Source organism: Streptosporangium sp. NPDC051022 (assembly GCF_040683035.1).
GTDB lineage: Bacteria > Actinomycetota > Actinomycetes > Streptosporangiales > Streptosporangiaceae > Streptosporangium.
On sequence record NZ_JBFBCF010000014.1, the window covers coordinates 127,076 to 144,742 of the forward strand.

Sequence of the window (17,667 nt, forward strand, 5' to 3'; positions counted from 1 at the left end):
ACCCCCGGACACAGGGGGTGACATCCGGAGAGGTTCCGGGCGACCGGCCTCTGCCCGGGAAACGGGCAGGGGCAGGGGCGGTGACATCCGGGGAGGTTCCGGGAGGACCGATACCGGTCCCCCGGCGCGGAGGTATCAGGGGGTCAGGGTGAGGGTGTCGGCGGCGTTCTCCCTGACGGCCGTCTCGGTGAAACGCATCGGGGTGGTCCGGCCGTTCGCCCAGAGCTCGGACTGGTCGTTGTAGTTGGTGTGGAAGGCGTGGCCGGAGGCGCCGGTCAGGTTGATCCATCGCGAGCGGTCGAGGTCGGCCAGGTCCACGATCATCCGCATCGACGGCACCCAGTTCACCTCGTAGCCCTGGGTGGCGTCCCAGCCGGTGGCGTTCACGGCGTCCTTGCCGCCCGCCGTGCGCAGCGGGCCGCGGTTGAACAGCCATTCGATCGGCGCTATGCCGCTGGTGCCGAAGGTCTCGTGGGTGAGTTCCAGGGTGTGCAGGTCTCCCCACTTCCAGTCCTTCGGGGAGTCGCCCAGCAGCTTCCGCAGCTCGGCGTCCGCGTCGGCCATGGCGGCCTTCAGCATGTCGTCGCGGCGCTCGGTCCGGTCCGCGGTCCGCACGTCGTCCCAGAAGGGGTCGTCCGGCCGTTCCAGGAGGGATCTGACGACCTCGTACCAGCGGTCGCCGCCACCGGGCCTGGTGGCACCGGTCAGCTCGTCCTCGAAGGTGCGCCCGAGCAGGTGCCGCCAGACCGCGTTGAAGTACGCGGCGCCGGCCGAGTCGCGGCCCTGGCCGTAGTCCCAGTCCTTGAGCGTGTCGTTGGGCGCCCCGACGCGGAGCAGGTGCGGGACGAGCACCGGGGCGAAGCCGTTGCGGTCGTCCATCTGGATCGCGCCCATGGTCTCCGCGGTGATCTTTCCCTTGCCGATCTCCTCGTCGATCCGGTCGGCGATGCGCTGGGAGCGGTAGCCGTAGGACCAGTCGGAGGTCAGGAACAGGTCCTTGACCGGCCGCATGACGGCGTTGTTGGCGGTGACGATGTAGCCCTGGGGCGGGTTGTAGGCGTAGGGGAGCTTGTCGAAGGGGACGAACCCCATCCATTCGTGCTTGCCGGTCCAGCCGGGCGCGGGCCAGCGGCCGTCGCCCTCGGCGCGCACCGGGATCCTGCCGGGCGCCTGGTAGCCGATGTTGCCGTCCACGTCGGCGTAGATCAGGTTCTGCGCCGGGGCCTCGAAGGACGACGCGGCCTCGCGGAACTGCTCGAAGTTCTCCGCCCGGTTGAGCAGCAGGATGGCGTCCGCCGTGCGGCCGGGGTCGAGCGCGGTCCAGCGGAGCGCGACCTCGATCCCGTCGGCCTTCTCCCCCAGGTTCGCCGTGGCCCCCGGTACGGCCTCGCGCGCGTCACCGAGCACGCCGGAGACGATCGGGCCGTGCGGGGTGGCGCGGATCCTCAGCTCGACGGGCTCGCCGCCCGCCACCTTGATCCGTTCGATGCGCACCTCCATCGGCCTCCACTCGCCCGCGATCTCGACGCTGTCGCCCCTCGTCCGCTCCAGGTAGAGGTCGGTGACGTCGGGGCCGAGGTTGGTGAAGCCCCAGGCGATCCTGGCGTTGTGACCGATCATCACGCCGGGCAGCCCGGCGAAGGTGTAGCCGGTCACGTCGTAGGGGCAGGCCGCGCTCCTGGTACGGCAGTGCAGCCCGGCCTGGTACCAGATCGACGGCATCCGGGGCCCGAGGTGCGGGTCGTTGGCGAGCAGCGGCTTGCCGGTGGCGGTGTGGGCGCCGCCGATCACCCACGAGTTGGAGCCGATCCCCGCGAAGTCGCCCCCCTTGGTGCCGAACGGGGACGGCGCCGCGTCCACGAGGCCGGCGACCCGGGCGAGCGCGGCCGTCACCCCCGCCCCCGCCCCCGGCGTCGCGCCCGCGGCGGGCAGTCGTCCGGGCGCGACGGGCCCGGACAGGATGGGCCGGTTGCGGTCGAAGGGGTAGTCGGGGAAGAGCTGCCCGACCCGATCGGCCGGGATCCTGGAGGCGATGAGCGCCCTGTCCAGCTCGTCGCCCATGTTGGAGCGCAGGTCCCAGGCCATCGCCTTGAGCCAGGCGAGGGAGTCGGCGGGGCTCCAGGGTTCGGGCTCGTAGTCCCCGTTGGTGAGCTTGAGCACGCCGTACTCCAGGCTCCGCTCGGCGAAGCCGTCGTGCTGGGCCATCCAGGCGTTGACCCCGGCGGCGTAGTCCTCCAGGGCCTGCTGTGTCTCGGGCTTGATCACGGAGAGCTCGGCCTCGGCGGTGCGCCGCCAGCCGAGCGTGCGGACGACCTTGTCGACGCCGAGGGTCGAGGAGCCGAAGAGCTCGGAGAGGCGGCCCGCGGTGGTCTTGCGGCGGAAGTCCATCTCCCAGAAGCGGTCCTGGGCGTGCACGTAGCCCTGCGCCTTGAGCAGGTCGGCGGGGGTGTCGGCGTAGATCTGCGGGACGCCCTCGGCGTCCCGGTAGACGGTCACGGCCGCGTTCAGGCCGGGGAGCGCGATCTGTCCGGCGAGCTGGGGGAAGGAGCGCGTGACCGTCCAGGTCGCGGCTCCGGCGAGCAGGGTCGCCAGGATGACGACAGCGGTGAGGATTCTGGCCGTCCAGCGGAGCGGACGCGACAGACGGGCAAATGGCGCAATCCTCACAAAATCACCTTTCATCGCACAAGTGACGCGCCATCAAGTGTGAGACGTACTCGTGTGACTTCGGTTACTTACAGGTAGCTTTTCGGACTCGACACTCATTCGCCCCAGCTCCCGAGTGACTCCAGCCGCCGTTCGCCCCGCCCCCACCCCTCCGGTCCCGGCTCCGCCCGGCCTCGGGCTGGCCCCCGGGAAGGGGCGTCCCGGTCGGCCGGCGTCCGCGGAGGCGCGGTCCGGGACCGCTCAGCCCCGGACCCCGCAGCGCCGTACGGCCAGCAGCGCGAGCACCCGGCTGACCCGGCGCACCTCCCGCAGCTCGACCCGCTCTCGCGGGGCGTGGGCCAGGCGCACGTCACCGGGCCCGTAGTGCAGGGCCGGGACGCCGCCCGCGGCGTACAGGCGCAGGTCGCTGCCGTACGGCGCGGCCGTCTCGGCGGGACGGCTCCCGGTCACGTCGGCCACCGCGGAGGCGACCTGGCCGAGCAGCTCGTGCCCGGCCGGCAGCCGCCCGCTCGCGAACTGCCCGCCGGGCCAGGTGACCGCAGGGGGATGCTCCCGCAGCCACGGATGGTCCAGCCCGGCGACCACCGTCTCCAGGGCGCGGCGGGCCTCGGCCGGATCCTCGTCCAGGAGCACGCCGAGCCTGCCCTCCGCGACGAGCAGGTCGGGCACGCTGCTGGCCCAGTCGCCCGCGCGGACCGTGCCGATCTCGATCGGGTACGGCAGCGGGTTGCCCGCGAAGATCGGGTCGGGGTCGCGGTTGCGGTCGGCCTCCAGGCGCCTGATCGCCTCGAAGACCGGCCAGAAGACCTCCAGCGCGTTGACGCCCTCGTAGCGGGTCGCGCCGTGGGCCGCACGCCCCTCGACCTCGATCCGGAACGTCAGCGCGCCCGCCGTCGCGGCGATGATCGCCCCGCCGGTCGGCTCGGTGATCACCGCCGCCTCGCCCCGGTGGCCGCGGGCCAGGGTGGCGAAGGCCCCCAGGCCGCCGTCCTCCTCCCCCGCGACGCAGTGCACGGCCAGCGGCCGGGCGAGCCGTACGCCGGACCTGCGCAGCGCGGCGGCGACGGCGAGGTTCGCCGCGAGCCCGGCCTTCATGTCGCAGGCCCCCCTGCCGTGCAGGACGTCGCCGACGATCCCGGCGCCGAAGGGGTCCGCCCCCTCCCACCTGGCCGGGTCGCCGATGGGCACCACGTCCACGTGCCCCTGCAGGACGAGCGCGGGCTCGCCCTCGCCCCCGGTGACGCCGACCACGCCGTAGGCCTCGGTGCGCGGGGCCTCCGTTCCGGGGAATCCGGGGGCGGCGGCGAGCGCGTCGAGGTCGAGCCTCCACAGGTCGACGTCCAGTCCCGCCTCGGCCAGCAGCCGTCCGCAGCGGTGCTGCAGCTCCGACTCGGCGGCGGTGCCGGTCACGCTCGGCACCCGCACCAGCTCGGCCAGCAGGGCGACCGTCTCGGCGTCGTCCAAGGCGTTCAGCACCCTCGCCTCGGCGTCGGACACGCCATCGGGGGCGCCACCGGCCGGCACGCCGCCGGACCCGCTCTCGGCCATGCCTCTAGCCCTCCCCGAAGCCCTCCAGGGCGACCTTTCGGGCCAGTCCCAGGGGAAGACCCCCGGAGCCCGCCAGGGTGTCGTGGAAGGCGCGCAGGTCGCCGCGGCCCGCGGCCAGGTAGTCGTCGCGGATGCGGTCGATCTCCAGGGCGCCGGTGAGGTAGGAGGGCGCCTGGGTCGGCCACGCGCAGTAGCGGTCGACCTCGCCCTTGGACGTCCCGGGGGTGAGCGAGGACCTGGTGGTCATGAACTCCTCGGCCTCCTCCACGCTCATGTCGCCGCAGTGCAGCGAGGTGTCCACGATGATGCGGGCGGCCCGGAAGAGACGGAAGTCCAGGTGGGCGAGCTCCTGGGCGGGGGTGGTGAAGTAGCCCTGCTCCCGCATGACCTTCTCGACGTACAGGCCCCAGCCCTCGACGAAGTACGGCGTGCGGAACAGCTTGCGGACCCGGCGCGGGTTGTCGGCCATCCACGACAGGTGCCAGTGGTGGCCGGGGTATGCCTCGTGGACGGCGATGGAGGGCATCTGCGCCCTGGCGTTGGTGCGCAGCCGCTGGCGCACCTGCTCCTCGGTGAAGGAGTCGGGGGTGAACGGCACGAAGAAGTGCCCGACCCTGGAGGTGGACAGCGGCGGGGGCTGCATGTAGGACGCCACGGCCAGGATGGGCCGCTGGAACTCCGGCGACGGCACCACGCGGCACTCCTCGCCCTCGGCGAACGTCACCAGGCCCCGCTCGCGCACGAACCTCCTGGCCCGCTCGGTCTCGGCCTCGTACTCGGCCCGCATGTCCTCAAGGGTCGGCGCGTGGTCGTCCTGGAGCGCGGTGACGGCCGCGTGCCAGTCGTCGGAGCCGCCGGGCAGCCGCAGGGCGACCTCGCGCATCTGCGCGTCGAGCTCGTCGTAGGCCGCCTGGCCGCGCTTGAGAAGCTCGTCGGCGCCGTAGCCCAGCATCTCCCGCTCGCGCAGCAGCGTGGAGTAGAGCTCCTCGCCCATCCGCCAGGTGCCCGTGGCCCGGAACCCCTCGAGGAAGGCGACCAGGTCGTCGAAGGCGTCCGCCGCGGGCTCGGCCGCCGCGGCGAGGCGGGCGCGCAGCCGTTCGTCGCCGACCTGCCCGGGAACGGTCTCGGTGAGGAAGCGCCGCGCGGTCCGCGCCTGGCCCAGTCCCCGCTCGACCAGCAACGTCGCCGCCAGGGCCGGGTCCAGGTTCGTACGGCAGGCCGCCAGCACGTCCGGCACCTCGGCCAGCCGCGCGACGGCAGCCTCGACCAGCTCCGCCTCGGGGGACAGCCGCTGCAGGAACGGGCTGAACATCGAGGCGAAGATCGCTCCCACGTAGACGGAGGGGTCGCGCCGCCAGGTCGGCCAGGCCTCGTAGGCCAGGGCGCCCCGCAGCGTGGACATGACGAGCCCGCGGTCGATCTCGTCGTCGAAGTCCTCGGCGGTCTCCGCCTCTTCGGGGCCCCCGTCGCGCCTCCGGTCCTCCACAGCCTGGAAACGCTCCAGCCAGCGCCGCGACTCCCGCTCCCGGCCGAGGATGCCCTCCTCGGTGAAGTCACCGAGAGTCCGGTCATAGCCCTCCGCTCCCGCGAGGGTGGCCTGGATGGGGTTGACCTCCAGATGCCAGCCGAGGAAGTCGTTCACAAGCTCAGAAGACGTCATAACGGGAAATCCTACTTTCCTTACCACATGTAAGATCAATGCCCTCGTGGGCCCCGATGACGTCGGCGCAGGCCGGGTGCCGGCCCGGATGACGGCCCGCGACGGGAGGTCGGCGGATCCGCGGACTCCCGCCCTCCGTCGTCCCGTTCTCCCGGGGCCGGGTCGCGGCATCAGACGGCGCGGTGCCGCCGTTCCCATAAGCTTCTACTGTGGGTGACCCGAAATTCGAGATCCAGATGCTCCACGACCGCGTCATGGTCAAGGTCGAGCAGGAGTCCGAGGAACGGCGCAGCACCGCGGGCATCGTCATCCCCGCCACGGTGAAGATGGCCAACCGGCTCGTCTGGGGTGAGGTCTGCGGCGCCGGTGCGAACGTCCGGGCCGTCAAGGTGGGCGACAAGGTCCTGTTCAATCCCGAGGAGCAGTACGAGGTCGAGGTCCACGGCCAGGTCTACCTCGTCATGCGCGAACGCGACCTGCACGCCATCGCCACACCGCAGACCGACAACGGCACCGGCCTGTACCTCTGACCCCCGGCCTCCCCCGACGACCGGCCGCCCCGGGCGGCCGGTCGTTCTGCGCGGTCGACTTCCCTGAGTGATCAACCGTCCTGAGTGATCGGCGGGCCGCCCGGCGGGCCGGGCGGCCGTGGTCTTCGGGGCGGGCGGGCGGTGACACCGGGTGATGCCGGGTCACATCGGGCGCCCATGGTGATCTCGGGCGACGCCGGAGGACCCGCCCCTCGGCCGATCAGCTTCGGGTGTAGCTGAGATAGATCTTCTTGTTCCAGTCGTCGGCGGAGATCTCGGCCAGGACCCGTAGCGGCCTGCCCTGGACGTCGACCAGCACGGCACGGTAGGCGTTCGAGGCGGGGATGACGGCGATGAAGCTCCGCTCGTCCCACCAGCCCAGCAGGGCCGTAGGCCGTACGGTCTTCACCTTGACCGAGAGCTTGCCGGAGACGCGGTCCCAGACGCAGACGTACTCGGCGTAGCTTGCCGGGCACCAGGTCATCATCCCGCGCCCCGAGGGCGAGAAGGCGTCCTCGCCCCCGGCCGGCGACCCGGTCTTCGCCAGGGTCCGCCTGATCGCGCCGTCCTGGCCGTAGAAACGGGTACCGCCCTGATACTCCGCCACCAGCTGGGCGTTGTCGGGCGTCCACCGGAACCTGGCGCCCGCGTCCACCCCGGGCACGGTCACCGTACGGGCGGTCTTCGCCACCGCGTCGACGATCACGAACCCGGTGGTCGCCCAGCCGCCGCTCTCCGACTTCCGCTGGGCGGTCAGCACCACCTTGCGGCCGTCACGGGACCAGTGCGCGAAGTGGGCGACGAGCGGCTTCTGGACGGTCTGGACCTTGTACGCCTTCTCCGCGGCCAGGTCGGCCAGGAGCACCGAGTCGTGACCGGCGTTGTAGGAGGTGGGAATCGCCAGCGCCTTGGCGCCTCCCGGTGCCACCGTGATCTCCTGGTATCCGCTCTGTTTGGCGAACGTGCCGCCCCTGCGGAGATATGCCAGGTTGTCGAGGGTGTAGGAGGACACCGTGAGAGGGTCTCCGGCGTTCTCCTGAACGGTCACCCGGGTACCGGGCAAGGTGGCGTCGGCGGGCAGGGCGGCATGGGCGGCGGGCTGGGCCAGCAGGATCACCGAGATCGCGGTGACAGCAGAGCCCAGCAGGCGGTAAATCCCAGGAGTCACAGGCACGGCCGCAGCCTAGGGCGGGAGTTCCTCATGGTTTGTGATCTATACCGAATCGGTTGGCCTGACAAGGGCACCCGGATACGGCGACCGCCCGCCCGGTCCTCCGCAGGACCCGGCGGGCGGCGCCCGAAGATGACCGAGAGCGGGCCGGGCGGGGTCGGCCGTCGCCGTTCCCGCCCAGCCCGCCGGACCGTCCGGACCGCCCTCGGAGGATCTCGGCCGGGAAACGCCCGCCTCGGGCCCGGCCGGAGATCACCGGCCCGGAAGGACCGGCCGGAGGACGACCGGGGCTAGAAGTATCCGGCGCCCGCGACCGAGACCGGGGCGTCTCCGACGTTCTTCAGCCTGAACCGGACGCAGGACGGGGCCTGGGAGTCGCTGGCCGCGACGTAGGCGGAGTGGTCGTTGGCGGGGATGGCCACCTTACCGATGGGCCGGCCGTGACAGTTGACGACCTTCACCTCCGTGGGCTCGGTGTTGCTCTCCAGCTTGACCAGCACGTTGCCCTTGTAGGGAGTCGTGGGGGTGAGCTGGGGGCTGAGGAACGCCGCGTCGCCGGGGTTCACCGTCGCGCTCAGGTTCACGCTGTCGGCGTGGGCCGTACCGGCCATGACGACCACTCCGGCGGCGACCAGGGCGACCAGCGAGGACAGGGTGCGCATCGAGCGTCACTCTCCTTCAAGTGTCCGTGGGGATGAGACGCAGAGGACACTACGGAGGGTCACGTATTGGAATGTTTACGTGACCGTCGGCTCCGGGCAAAGGATCCGCGGGGGCGTCAGCGGGCCATGAACGCGCGGGCCTCGGCGATCAGGTCGAAGTGGAGGCCGAGTTTGAGGCCGTAGTAGACGATCAGCAGGGCGGTCGCCGCGGCGGCGAGGACCACCAGGCCCTTGACCACCCAGTTCTGACGCCCGAGCCAGGCGGTCCACTCCCCCAGCGTCCGCTTGCCGAACTCCAGGAGACGGTGGGCCCAGTGGAACTCGGTGGCCAGTACGGCCAGGCCCGCGAAGACGACCAGCCAGCCGGGCCCCGGGAAGGGAATCATGATGAGGCCGACGACGATCAGCACGGCGCCGATGACACCGATGACGATCTTGAGGGTGAGACGGCCGGTACGGGTCGACCTGACGCCGTCGAGCCAGCCGTGAATACCCGACCGCCGCGCCGCCTCGTCCTTCAGGACGTCGGCGTCACCGGTCTCCGCACGGTGTCCGGGCTGCTCCTGAATGCTCCGTCCCCCTCCTGAGATGGCCACGCGCCCCTCCGGCCTGTCACATTTGTCTGAGAATGCTTAACAATAAAGCCGCGCACGCCGCCTGCGGTCATTGTCAGACATGTAACGCGCCGACAGGCTCACGACACGCAGGAGGGCGCGGCCGGGCCGGGCGCCACGAACGCCTGAGGAATCCACGGCCAATCCACGGCCGGAGGGGCCGGGAACGGAGGGGCCGGTTCACCGCGGCCCTCGGACTCGGAGCGCGAGGCCGGCAGGTCCCGCGCTCTCCGCGGTCACCAGTTGGCGACCTCGAACATCTTCCCCGGCCGGATGTCCCTGGGCGGGGCCGGACGGGTGATGACGGGGCGGATGTCCCTGGGCGGAGTGGGACGGGTGACGGCCGGGCGGTGGACGCGGTTGACCGCGGGATCGGTGCAGACGGCCCGCTCCGGCCCCGTGGTCTCGTCGCGGCCGGTCAGCAGCGCCTCCAGGATCGCGTCCCAGGTGCCGTCCAGCGACCAGCGGCGATGCCGGTTGTAGACCGTCTTCCAGTTGCCGTAGTCCTTCGGCAGAGACCGCCAGGAACAGGCGGCCCGGTTACGGAAGAACACCCCGTTGATCACCGCGCGGTGATCGGCCCCCTGGTGCCCCCGCCGACGATGCGCGGGCAGCAGGGGTGCCAGCTTCACCCACTCGTCCTCGGTCAGGTCATCACGCTTCAACCGGTAGTCCACGTCCTCATGATGTACACCATCGACACCGAAAGATCTATATAGAACCTTTAAAAGATCTTTAAGAGCCTTAAGGTATAGGCCGCCGCCGACCGTGAGGAAAGCCACGACGCCCCAGATGAGACCGCCGCAAGGACGTGGGAGCGCGGCACACAAGGGGCTGGGGACACACGCGCGGGGCGGGATCGGCAATGACTCCCCCTCCCGCCCGACAATCCCAAGGTAAAACCCTGAGGATTTGGGTGATTTTAGACTCAAAAGTGGGTTAATGTCCGTTCATGTCTGAGGCCCCTCTTGTCAAGACCGTCAGCATCAGGACCGTCAACGGTCCCTGCGCCGCCTCCGCCATCGGCGGGACGGTCCTGCCCCGTGAGCGCCTGCGCAACGACCTCCGCTGGGCGGTCGGCGTCTCCTCCGACCCGCACCGCTGGCTGGACGAGGAGGAGGCGGTCTCCGTGGAGCTGCGCGAGCTGCGCCGGTCCGACGGGCTCGGCCTGGTGGTCGAGCTCAGCTGCATCGGCGCGGGCCGCGACGCCGCCACCCTGTCCAGGGTCTCGGCGTGCAGCCGGGTGGCCGTGGTGGCGGGGACCGGGTTCTTCTCCGCCCCGTTCGCCCCCTCCTGGGCTCTGGAGGCCGACGTGGACGCGCTCACCCGCTACCTGCTGACCGAGATCAACGACGGTCTGGACGGCACCGGCTCCCGCCCCGGCGTCATCGGTGAGATCGGCGTCTGGGGCGAGGAGCCGATCCCCGCGGAGGAGCGCTGGGCGACCGCCGCCGTCAGGGCCTCCCTGCTGTCGGACCTGCCGGTCGCCGTCCACCAGCGCGGCGGGCTGGCCCTGATGGAGATCCTGCTCTCCCAGGGGCTGCCCGCCCACCGGATCAGCGTCGCCGACGCGGGAACCGACCCCGTGACCGCGCGCAAGATCGTCGAGTCGGGCGGCTACGTCTCCCTCACCTCCCTCGGCCCCGACCGGCTGCGCGACGCGCTGGACCTCGTCGAGGCCGGATACGCCGATCGGCTGCTGCTCAGCAGCGGCCTGTCCAAGGTCTCCGAGATCGAGAGGTACGGCGGCGCCGGCTACAGCCACCTGTTCCGTACCTTCCTGCCCAGGCTGCGCGAGGCGGGAATCGACGAGGGCACCATCCGCGTGATCACCCACGACAACCCCATCCGCTGGCTGACCTGCGTGGAGTAGGCCGTGTCGATCAAGGTCGCGAACGCGCCCGTCAACTTCGGGGTCAACCGGGCCTGCGGCGCCGCGCCGGACCCTGACGCCCTGCTCGACGCACTGGCCGAGGCCGGATACGAGGGGATCGACTCCGGCCCGATCGGCTATCTGGGCACCGCCGACGGACTGCGGGAGCGGCTGGCCAGGACCGGAATGGGCCTGGCGGGCGGCCAGGTCGACCTGCGCTACGACGACGAGGACGCCTTCGCCGCCGGCCTGGCCGGGCTCTACACGGCGCTGGCGGTGTTCGCGAGCGTGCCGGTCACCGACGGGCGGTTCGCTCCCCGCCTGACCCTCGCCTGCCCTCCCCACCCGAGGAGGTACGCGCGGGGCGTCGCCCCCGGCCTGCCGGGCGAGGCCTGGGTGGAGTTCGCCGCCCGGATCCAGGAGGCGGCCGACCGCTGCCGGGACCGCGGCCTGGAGCCCGTCTTCCACCACCATCTGGGCACGCTCGTGGAGACCCCGGAGGAGGTGGAGCGGCTGCTCGACCTCACCGACGTCTCGCTCTGCCTGGACACCGGCCACCTCTGGCTGGCGGGCGGCGATCCGGTGACCGCGCTGCGGCGCTGGGGCGACCGGATCGGGCAGGTCCACCTCAAGGACGCCAGCAGGCGGGCATGTGACCGGGTGCGGGTCGCGGGCGGCGACCTGTCCGCGGTGATCGCGGGCGACGCCTTCCCCCCGCTCGGGGCCGGGGAGGTCGACCTGGCGGGCGTGCTGCGCGAACTGCGCGGCTACGAGGGCTGGCTGGTCGTCGAGCAGGACACCCCCGGCCCCTGCCAGGACATCGGGCGCGTCCTGGCCGACCAGCGCGCCAACCGGATCTGGCTGAACGCCCACGGCCTCTGAACACCCACGGCCTCTGAACATTCACGGCCTCTGAACACCCACGGCCCTGAGCACCCGCCGCCCGCCGAACACCTCTGGACGCCCGCCGTACCGGCGCCCGGACGGTCACGGGCACGGTGAGGGCGAGCGGTGGCCGTCCTAGGCGCGGGAGGTCTTGTCTCCGGTGTCCGAGCAGGCGGCGCCCGCGCAGAGGGCGGGCTCGCGCGGCGGGATCATCAGGCGCGAGCCCGGCCCCCTGGCCGCCGCCACGTCGTCGGGGTTGGCGAGCGCGCAGCGGTCCAGGGACAGGCAGCCGCAGCCGATGCAGTCGGTGAGACCGTCACGCAGCCGCTGGAGCTGCTTGATGCGGTCGTCCAGCTCGCTCTGCCAGGTCGCGGAGAGCCTCGCCCAGTCCTCACGGGTCGGGGTGCGCTCGTCCGGCAGCTCGGCCAGCGCCTCCTGGATCGTCTTGAGCGGGATCCCGACCCGCTGCGAGACCCGGATGAAGGCGATCCTGCGCAGCGTGTCACGGCTGAAGCGGCGCTGGTTGCCCGCCGTACGGCGGCTGCGGATCAGGCCCCTGGCCTCGTAGAAGTGCAGGGCGGAGACGGCGACCCCGCTGCGCGCGGCGAGCTGACCGACGGTGAGCTCCATGTCCCTGTACACGACTCACTCCCCCGTTGACCTCGACCATGATTGAGGTTACATGCTGGAAGCATGACCTTCACGCAGGCAGAGCTCGAATACCTCACCGGTCAGACCCTGGGGCGCCTGGCCACCGTCGGCTCCGACGGCGTGCCGCAGAACAACCCCGTCGCCTTCTCCGTCGATCCGGCGGCCGGCACGATCGACATCTACGGCCTGGCGATGGGCAAGACCAAGAAGTTCCGCAACGTCCGGGAGAACGGCAGGGTGGCGTTCGTCGTGGACGACATCGCCTCCCGCACCCCCTGGAAGGTCAGGGGGGTGGAGATCCGCGGGACGGCCGAGGCCGTCGAGGACGAGGATCCGCCCGCGGCGTACCTGAGCCGGGAGGTCATCCGCATCCGTCCCCGCCGGATCATCTCCTGGGGTCTCGACGCGGACCAGGAGGGGATGCGGGGCCGCGACGTCTGACGTCGGGAGGTTGAGGTCTTACACCGGCTCCGCAGGCGTCTCACCTCTCCGCCGGCCCGGCGGCGAGGGTGGAGCCGATCGTGCGGGTGGCGGCTTGGTCATCGCCGCCACCGAACACATCGCCGAATCCCGCGGCGTCGCGCCGCGTTTCCTCCCGGCCCTGAAGAACCGGGTTTCCACGCTTAAGGAGTTTCGATGACGACGAGGACACCGGCGCCCGGCGCCGAGGCCGCGGCCGGGATCCGGTGGGGCTGAGGACCGCGGGAGGGGGCGGCCGGCCGGCGCCGCTGTGGGTGGTCAGCGGGCCGCCGGGATCCGGCAAGTCGACCGTGGCCGCCGCCCTGCTCGCCCGGCTCGACCCGGTGCCCGCGCTGCTCGACAAGGACACCGTCTACGGCGGGTTCGTCGAGGCGACGCTGCGGGCGCACGGACGGGACGGGGGCGAGCGCGAGGGCCCCTGGTACGACGAGCACGTCAAGCGTTACGAGTACGCCGGGCTGACCGGGCTCGCCAGGGAGATCCGCTCCCACGGCTGCCCGGTGATGCTCGACGGGCCCTTCACCTCCCAGGTGCACGACGCCGCGCTCTGGACGCGCTGGGTCGCCGATCTCGGCGGGCCTCCGGTACGGCTGGTCTGGGTCAGGTCCGACGGCCCGACCCTGCGCGCCCGGCTGCTGGAGCGGGGGCTCGCCAGAGACGCGGGAAAGCTGGCCCGCTTCGAGGAGTATCTCCGGGCGATCCGGGTGGACGAGCCGCCCGTCGTGCCGTACTTGGAGATCGACAACCGGCTCGGGGCGCCCCCTCCCGGCGAGGGGATCTCGATCGCGTGGAACGCGTGGGACGCCTGGAGGGCGGGGGATGCCTCCGTACCCGGCCCCTCCGGCCGAAAGGGGCCCTCCGTGTCTCCCAGGCGGCCTCCCGGCCGATCCGGCGCCCCCGAGGGCTCCTAGCGCCCGGACGCCGGGCGCCTCCGGCTCACGACCGTGCCCCGCGAGCCGCCCGCGGACTTCCCGCGGGGGCGCCGGTGAGTCCCGGGCCACCGGTCCGGCGGGGATTCGATCACCCCTGGCGTCGCCGCGCGCCGTCGCGCAGCCGTTCGGGGTCGACGTCTCGCTCGGGATGACGGCGGAGATATTCCTGTTCGAGTTCCTCGGTGCGCGTGGTGTGGTTGGCGAGCGCCTCCGCGGAGCCGTGCAGGAGCGCCTCGGTCCGGGTCGCGTGCAGATGCCGCAGCTCACGGAGCAGATCTTCCTCGGCGAGATCCCTCGGATCGATTCCCATCGTCATACGGAGGCGCCTACCCCCTCACGGCTTCACATCACCTCTTCGCATTCCTCACTTCTGTCGCATTGGAACGCTTTCACGAAAGGAAGTCAGATTTCGTGACACGTTTGCATTGCGGCCATAACGTCTTAGCCTTACCTTCCCGGTATGGATCTCGAGCTCCGACACCTCAGGATCGTGCGCGCGGTCGCCGAGGCCGGGAGCGTCACCAAAGCGGCCAGCCACCTCGGGCTGGCCCAGCCCGCGCTGACCGCGCAGCTCAAGCGGATTGAGCGAGTGCTCGGGGGAGCTCTTTTCGAACGCGACCACAACGGCGCGCGGCCGACACCTCTCGGGGAACTGGTGTTGTCCAGGGCGATGGTGCTGCTGCCCGCCGCCCGGGAACTCCAGGAGGAGGCGGTCCGGTTCGCCAACGCCAACGGCGACATTCCCCGCTACCGGCTGGGCGCCACCAACGGGCCCATCCTGGGCGGGCTGGTCGACCGGCTCGCCACGGCGTGGCCGTCGACACCGGTGAGCACCTACACCTCCTGGTCGGCCAAGGAACTGACAACCATGGTCATGCTGGGCAGGATCGATTTCGCGCTCATCGGCGCCTGCGGGGAGAGCGCTCCGCCGGTCGAGGGACCGGTGGTGTGGCTGACCGTGGGGATGGACCCGGTTTTCGTCCTGCTCAACGAGGATCATCCTCTTGTGAACCGTAAGGAGGTGACACTCGCAGAACTGTCCGGCGAAAGCTGGGCGGTGACCCCCGGCGACAGCTGCTTCGGCGACTGCTTCGCCACGGCGTGCGCCCGCGCGGGCTTCACGCCGCAGACCATCTACGAGACCGACGTGGCGACGTGCATGCACCTGGCCAAGGTCGGCCGGGCCGCCGTACTGTGCCAGGCGACCTTCCAGCCCACGTCGGGCGTGGCGATGGTACCGCTCGCAGATGCGCCACTGCGGTGGCGGCAACTGCTCGGCTGGCATCCGGAGGGACCGGGCGCCAGGGCCGCGGCCTCGGTCATCGAGCACGCGAAGGCCGCTCACGCCGACGCGGTACGGCGCAGCTCGCGCTACGCCGCCTGGCTGGCCGACAACCCGCGTTTCGGCACCTCTCCATAACCTCACACGGACCGACCGCCCGGCGACCCACCGGGCGGGACGTCCGGCGATCCGCACCGACGAGGCGCCCTGCGATCCACTGGGCGGAACGTCAGGCGATCCGGTGGGCCAGGCGCCCGGGGGAAACCCCCGTGCGGGCGCGGCACACCGTGAACGACTACGGGGGCCGCCGTTCCCTTCCCCGGGGAGCGGCGGCGTCGTCGTGTCCGGGCCCGGGAACCGGGTACGGCCCCGCGGACGCCGTACCCGGGAAGCGGCCCGGGACGGGAAACGGCCCGGAAGCGGCCTGGGGCGGCACTGGGCGGCACGGCCACGGTCGCGGGTCGAGAACAATGGACAGATGAGCGAGCTTCTGACGCTGAGCGAAGGCGCGGTGCTGACGCACCTCGTCACCCGGGCGGAGCTGACGGCCGGTGCACTGACGGCCGTCGACGACCTGCGGTTGTGGGCCCGGCTCGCCGACGGCGAGGGGATACCTCTGGCCGGGGGCGGCCTGGTGCGCACCGTGGTCGAGGCGGGCGAGCCGAGCCTGGTCGGCCCCGACGGCTGGCTGGCCGGGGTGCGGCCGGAGGAAATGATCGCGCTGCGCCTGCGCGAGGGCAGGCTGGAGCTGTCGACCACGGCGCTGGCGGACTTCCCCGCCGAGCGCGCGATCCGGGTGACCGAGGAGTTCGCCGGGCAGGCGCTGGAGACGTTGCGCGCCTTCGCCGAGGGACTCGAGCCGAAACCCGGGGTCCCGATCGACGTCGTGGTCCTGGAACTGCTGATGAAGGCCCCCGAGACCTTCGCCGACCCGTTGCCCCCGCTGGCCCCGCTGCTGCGCGGGGCCTCGCTGGAGGTGCGGGGCGGCCGGGTCGGCGTCGTCGGGGCGCCGTGGGACCCCGAGTCGGTCGCCGGTCTGGCCTCGCTGGACATCATCAGGCTGGCCCTGGTCCGCAGCGCGCTGCGCACCTACGAGGACGGCGCCGACCTGTCCAAGGCGATCACCTACCTGTCCCGCTCCGAGGCGGTGCTCGCGAGGATCGCCGACGAGGTGGAGCGCGAGCCGCTCGCCCCCGGCCTGCTCGCGGCGCTCCCCCGCACCGAGCCCGCCGCGCTGCTGCTGATCGCCAGGTCCGCCGAGGGCGAGGGGCGGTCCTTCGAGGCGGCCGGGATCCTCGCCGAGGCGCTCACCCTGTCTCCGGGCATGGCCGTCGCGGAGCGGGACGCGGCCGAGTACGCCGCCTGCCGTACCAACGCGGGCGACCCGCTGCCCGTCCGGGCGGCGCACCTGTTCCGGCAGTTGCTCGTCTACGTCCACCGCCCGGCCCGTCGCCGCCTGATCGACGACCTCGTCGCCCTGAGCATCCGGGTGGCCGAACCCGCCCTGGCCGACCTGGCGCTCTTCGAGAACGACGTCGTGGGCGAGTTCCTCGCCGCACGGAGCGAATGGCTGCGTGACGACGAGGTGCGGCTGCTGGAGTCGTGGCGCCGGACGCCCCTGCGCCTGTGGAGGGTCCTCGGCGTCGCCGGAGACGAGATCACCCTGCGCGAGGCGGGGCACGACGGCCACGAGCCGGTCACGCTCACCGACGAGTTGCTGCCGGGCCAGGCCAGGGCGGGTGATCTGATGCTGACCAGGCTGCTGGACGACGGGAGCGGCCCGCACGTGTTCGGCCATCCGTTCAAGGTGGATCCGGCGCGTGAGGACGAGATGCTCGGCCTGCTCGCCGACCCCGTCGACCCCTACGCGGTGGCGGCCTTCTTCAGGCGCGCCGCCCGCCCCGCGCCGCATCGGCCGCCGCACGACGGGCGTTGACCGCCGATCCCGTGGAAGGCGCGCCGGAAAGCGGGAGCGGGCGGGAGACAGGGGACATCGGCGCACGGGCGTGGAACACTGGTCCGGCCATGCGGATCGAAGCGATCACGACCCCCCGTCTCACGCTCGAACCCCTCGCGGTCGAGCACGCGGCCGAGATGGCCGAGGCCCTCGGTGACCCCGCGCTCCACGAGTTCGTCGGCGGCTCCCCCGCGACGGCGGAGGAACTGCGCGCCCGCTACGCCCGCATGATCGCCGGGCCTCCGCCCGGGGGCGACGACGCCTGGCTCAACTGGGTGGTCCGGCTGGAGCGCGCGGCCGGTCACCTCCAGGCCACCGTGACCTCCGGCCGGGCCACCCTGGCTTGGGTCGTCGGCACCCCCTGGCAGGGGAGGGGAATCGCGACCGAGGCCGCGCGCGCCGCCGTGGCGTGGCTCGGCGAACGCGGCGTGACCGCGTTCGCCGCCATGATCCACCCCGGCCACACCGCCTCGTCGGCGGTGGCCCGCCACCTGGGGCTCGTGCCCACCGCCGAGCGGGTGGACGGCGAGGTCGTCTGGAGATCCCCGCGGGGACCCGCCGCGACGTGATCCGGCCGGGCGGCGGCAGGCGGTTCCTCCGCTATCAGAGAGATGCCGGAGCGCCCCTCCAGCATGCCGGCCCAGGTGGAGACGGCGTCCCCGCCCAGCGGCGTGGTGGCGCCGAGCCCGGTGACCGAAGCGCCCGCCTTCATCCCCGCGTTCATGAACGACTCCCTTTCATCCCTTTCGGCCCCG

At 72.0% G+C, this 17,667-nt stretch carries 17 protein-coding genes and 1 pseudogene; 8 read left to right on the plus strand and 10 right to left on the minus strand.

All coding sequences use genetic code 11. The annotated features are described in order from the left end of the window. Window positions 1-135: 135 nt before the first annotated feature. The 3 genes from AB0N02_RS23150 to AB0N02_RS23160 all read right to left on the minus strand — a co-directional run bounded on the left by AB0N02_RS23150 (window position 136) and on the right by AB0N02_RS23160 (window position 5,875). Entirely contained in the window at window positions 136-2,667 is a 2,532-nt protein-coding gene (locus AB0N02_RS23150) for a penicillin acylase family protein (protein ID WP_363950011.1), read from the minus strand. A gap of 240 nt (window positions 2,668-2,907) precedes the next feature. Next, complete coding sequence (locus AB0N02_RS23155) at window positions 2,908-4,215, minus strand: ArgE/DapE family deacylase (RefSeq protein WP_363950014.1); 1,308 nt, start codon at window positions 4,213-4,215, stop codon at window positions 2,908-2,910. A gap of 4 nt (window positions 4,216-4,219) precedes the next feature. Beyond that, the gene (locus AB0N02_RS23160; protein WP_363950016.1) at window positions 4,220-5,875 is read right to left on the minus strand and encodes a DUF885 domain-containing protein; all 1,656 of its coding nucleotides are present in this window, start codon (window positions 5,873-5,875) and stop codon (window positions 4,220-4,222) included. A gap of 209 nt (window positions 5,876-6,084) precedes the next feature. Between AB0N02_RS23160 and AB0N02_RS23165 the strand changes: the two genes are divergently transcribed. Then, window positions 6,085-6,405, plus strand: a complete 321-nt coding sequence (locus tag AB0N02_RS23165) for a co-chaperone GroES (protein WP_363950018.1) — start codon at window positions 6,085-6,087, stop codon at window positions 6,403-6,405. Window positions 6,406-6,625: 220 nt separating this feature from the next. On the opposite strand, the gene AB0N02_RS23170 is transcribed toward AB0N02_RS23165, so the two are convergent. The 4 genes from AB0N02_RS23170 to AB0N02_RS23185 form a co-directional block, all read right to left on the minus strand. After that, window positions 6,626-7,579: a hypothetical protein gene (locus AB0N02_RS23170; protein ID WP_363950020.1), complete on the minus strand. Its 954-nt coding sequence runs from the start codon at window positions 7,577-7,579 to the stop codon at window positions 6,626-6,628. Between the two features lie 287 nt (window positions 7,580-7,866). Next, complete coding sequence (locus AB0N02_RS23175; protein ID WP_363950022.1) at window positions 7,867-8,238, minus strand: hypothetical protein; 372 nt, start codon at window positions 8,236-8,238, stop codon at window positions 7,867-7,869. A 116-nt stretch (window positions 8,239-8,354) separates the two neighbouring features. Then, window positions 8,355-8,834, minus strand: coding sequence for a TIGR02611 family protein (locus tag AB0N02_RS23180; protein ID WP_363950024.1), 480 nt, complete (start codon window positions 8,832-8,834; stop codon window positions 8,355-8,357). Between the two features lie 254 nt (window positions 8,835-9,088). Continuing rightward, the gene (locus tag AB0N02_RS23185; protein WP_363950026.1) at window positions 9,089-9,529 is read right to left on the minus strand and encodes a transposase; all 441 of its coding nucleotides are present in this window, start codon (window positions 9,527-9,529) and stop codon (window positions 9,089-9,091) included. 275 nt (window positions 9,530-9,804) lie between these two features. Here AB0N02_RS23185 and AB0N02_RS23190 point away from each other — a divergent pair, with 275 nt between their 5' ends. Both AB0N02_RS23190 and AB0N02_RS23195 read left to right on the plus strand, forming a co-directional pair. Beyond that, on the plus strand, window positions 9,805-10,725 hold the full coding sequence (locus AB0N02_RS23190; protein ID WP_363950028.1) for an aryldialkylphosphatase: 921 nt from the start codon (window positions 9,805-9,807) through the stop codon (window positions 10,723-10,725). Between the two features lie 3 nt (window positions 10,726-10,728). Beyond that, the gene (locus AB0N02_RS23195) at window positions 10,729-11,607 is read left to right on the plus strand and encodes a sugar phosphate isomerase/epimerase (protein ID WP_363950030.1); all 879 of its coding nucleotides are present in this window, start codon (window positions 10,729-10,731) and stop codon (window positions 11,605-11,607) included. A 138-nt stretch (window positions 11,608-11,745) separates the two neighbouring features. Here the strand turns inward: AB0N02_RS23195 and soxR are convergent, their stop codons facing one another. After that, entirely contained in the window at window positions 11,746-12,240 is a 495-nt protein-coding gene (soxR, locus tag AB0N02_RS23200) for a redox-sensitive transcriptional activator SoxR (RefSeq protein WP_363950218.1), read from the minus strand. 63 nt (window positions 12,241-12,303) lie between these two features. Here soxR and AB0N02_RS23205 point away from each other — a divergent pair, with 63 nt between their 5' ends. Further along, window positions 12,304-12,702, plus strand: a complete 399-nt coding sequence (locus AB0N02_RS23205; RefSeq protein WP_363950032.1) for a PPOX class F420-dependent oxidoreductase — start codon at window positions 12,304-12,306, stop codon at window positions 12,700-12,702. 245 nt (window positions 12,703-12,947) lie between these two features. Further along, window positions 12,948-13,652 (plus strand): ATP-binding protein, encoded by a 705-nt coding sequence (locus AB0N02_RS23210; protein WP_363950034.1) that lies wholly within the window; start codon window positions 12,948-12,950, stop codon window positions 13,650-13,652. Window positions 13,653-13,761: 109 nt separating this feature from the next. Here the strand turns inward: AB0N02_RS23210 and AB0N02_RS23215 are convergent, their stop codons facing one another. Then, window positions 13,762-13,989, minus strand: coding sequence for a DUF6158 family protein (locus AB0N02_RS23215; protein WP_363950037.1), 228 nt, complete (start codon window positions 13,987-13,989; stop codon window positions 13,762-13,764). A gap of 144 nt (window positions 13,990-14,133) precedes the next feature. Between AB0N02_RS23215 and AB0N02_RS23220 the strand changes: the two genes are divergently transcribed. From AB0N02_RS23220 to AB0N02_RS23230, 3 genes are all read left to right on the plus strand, one after another. Continuing rightward, entirely contained in the window at window positions 14,134-15,093 is a 960-nt protein-coding gene (locus AB0N02_RS23220; protein ID WP_363950040.1) for a LysR family transcriptional regulator, read from the plus strand. Between the two features lie 340 nt (window positions 15,094-15,433). Next, complete coding sequence (locus tag AB0N02_RS23225) at window positions 15,434-16,891, plus strand: hypothetical protein (protein ID WP_363950042.1); 1,458 nt, start codon at window positions 15,434-15,436, stop codon at window positions 16,889-16,891. An 89-nt stretch (window positions 16,892-16,980) separates the two neighbouring features. After that, window positions 16,981-17,481: a GNAT family N-acetyltransferase gene (locus tag AB0N02_RS23230; RefSeq protein WP_363950044.1), complete on the plus strand. Its 501-nt coding sequence runs from the start codon at window positions 16,981-16,983 to the stop codon at window positions 17,479-17,481. 23 nt (window positions 17,482-17,504) lie between these two features. Here the strand turns inward: AB0N02_RS23230 and AB0N02_RS23235 are convergent. Beyond that, a pseudogene (locus tag AB0N02_RS23235) lies at window positions 17,505-17,624 on the minus strand (beta-ketoacyl synthase N-terminal-like domain-containing protein); the annotation flags it as partial. Window positions 17,625-17,667: the final 43 nt, after the last annotated feature.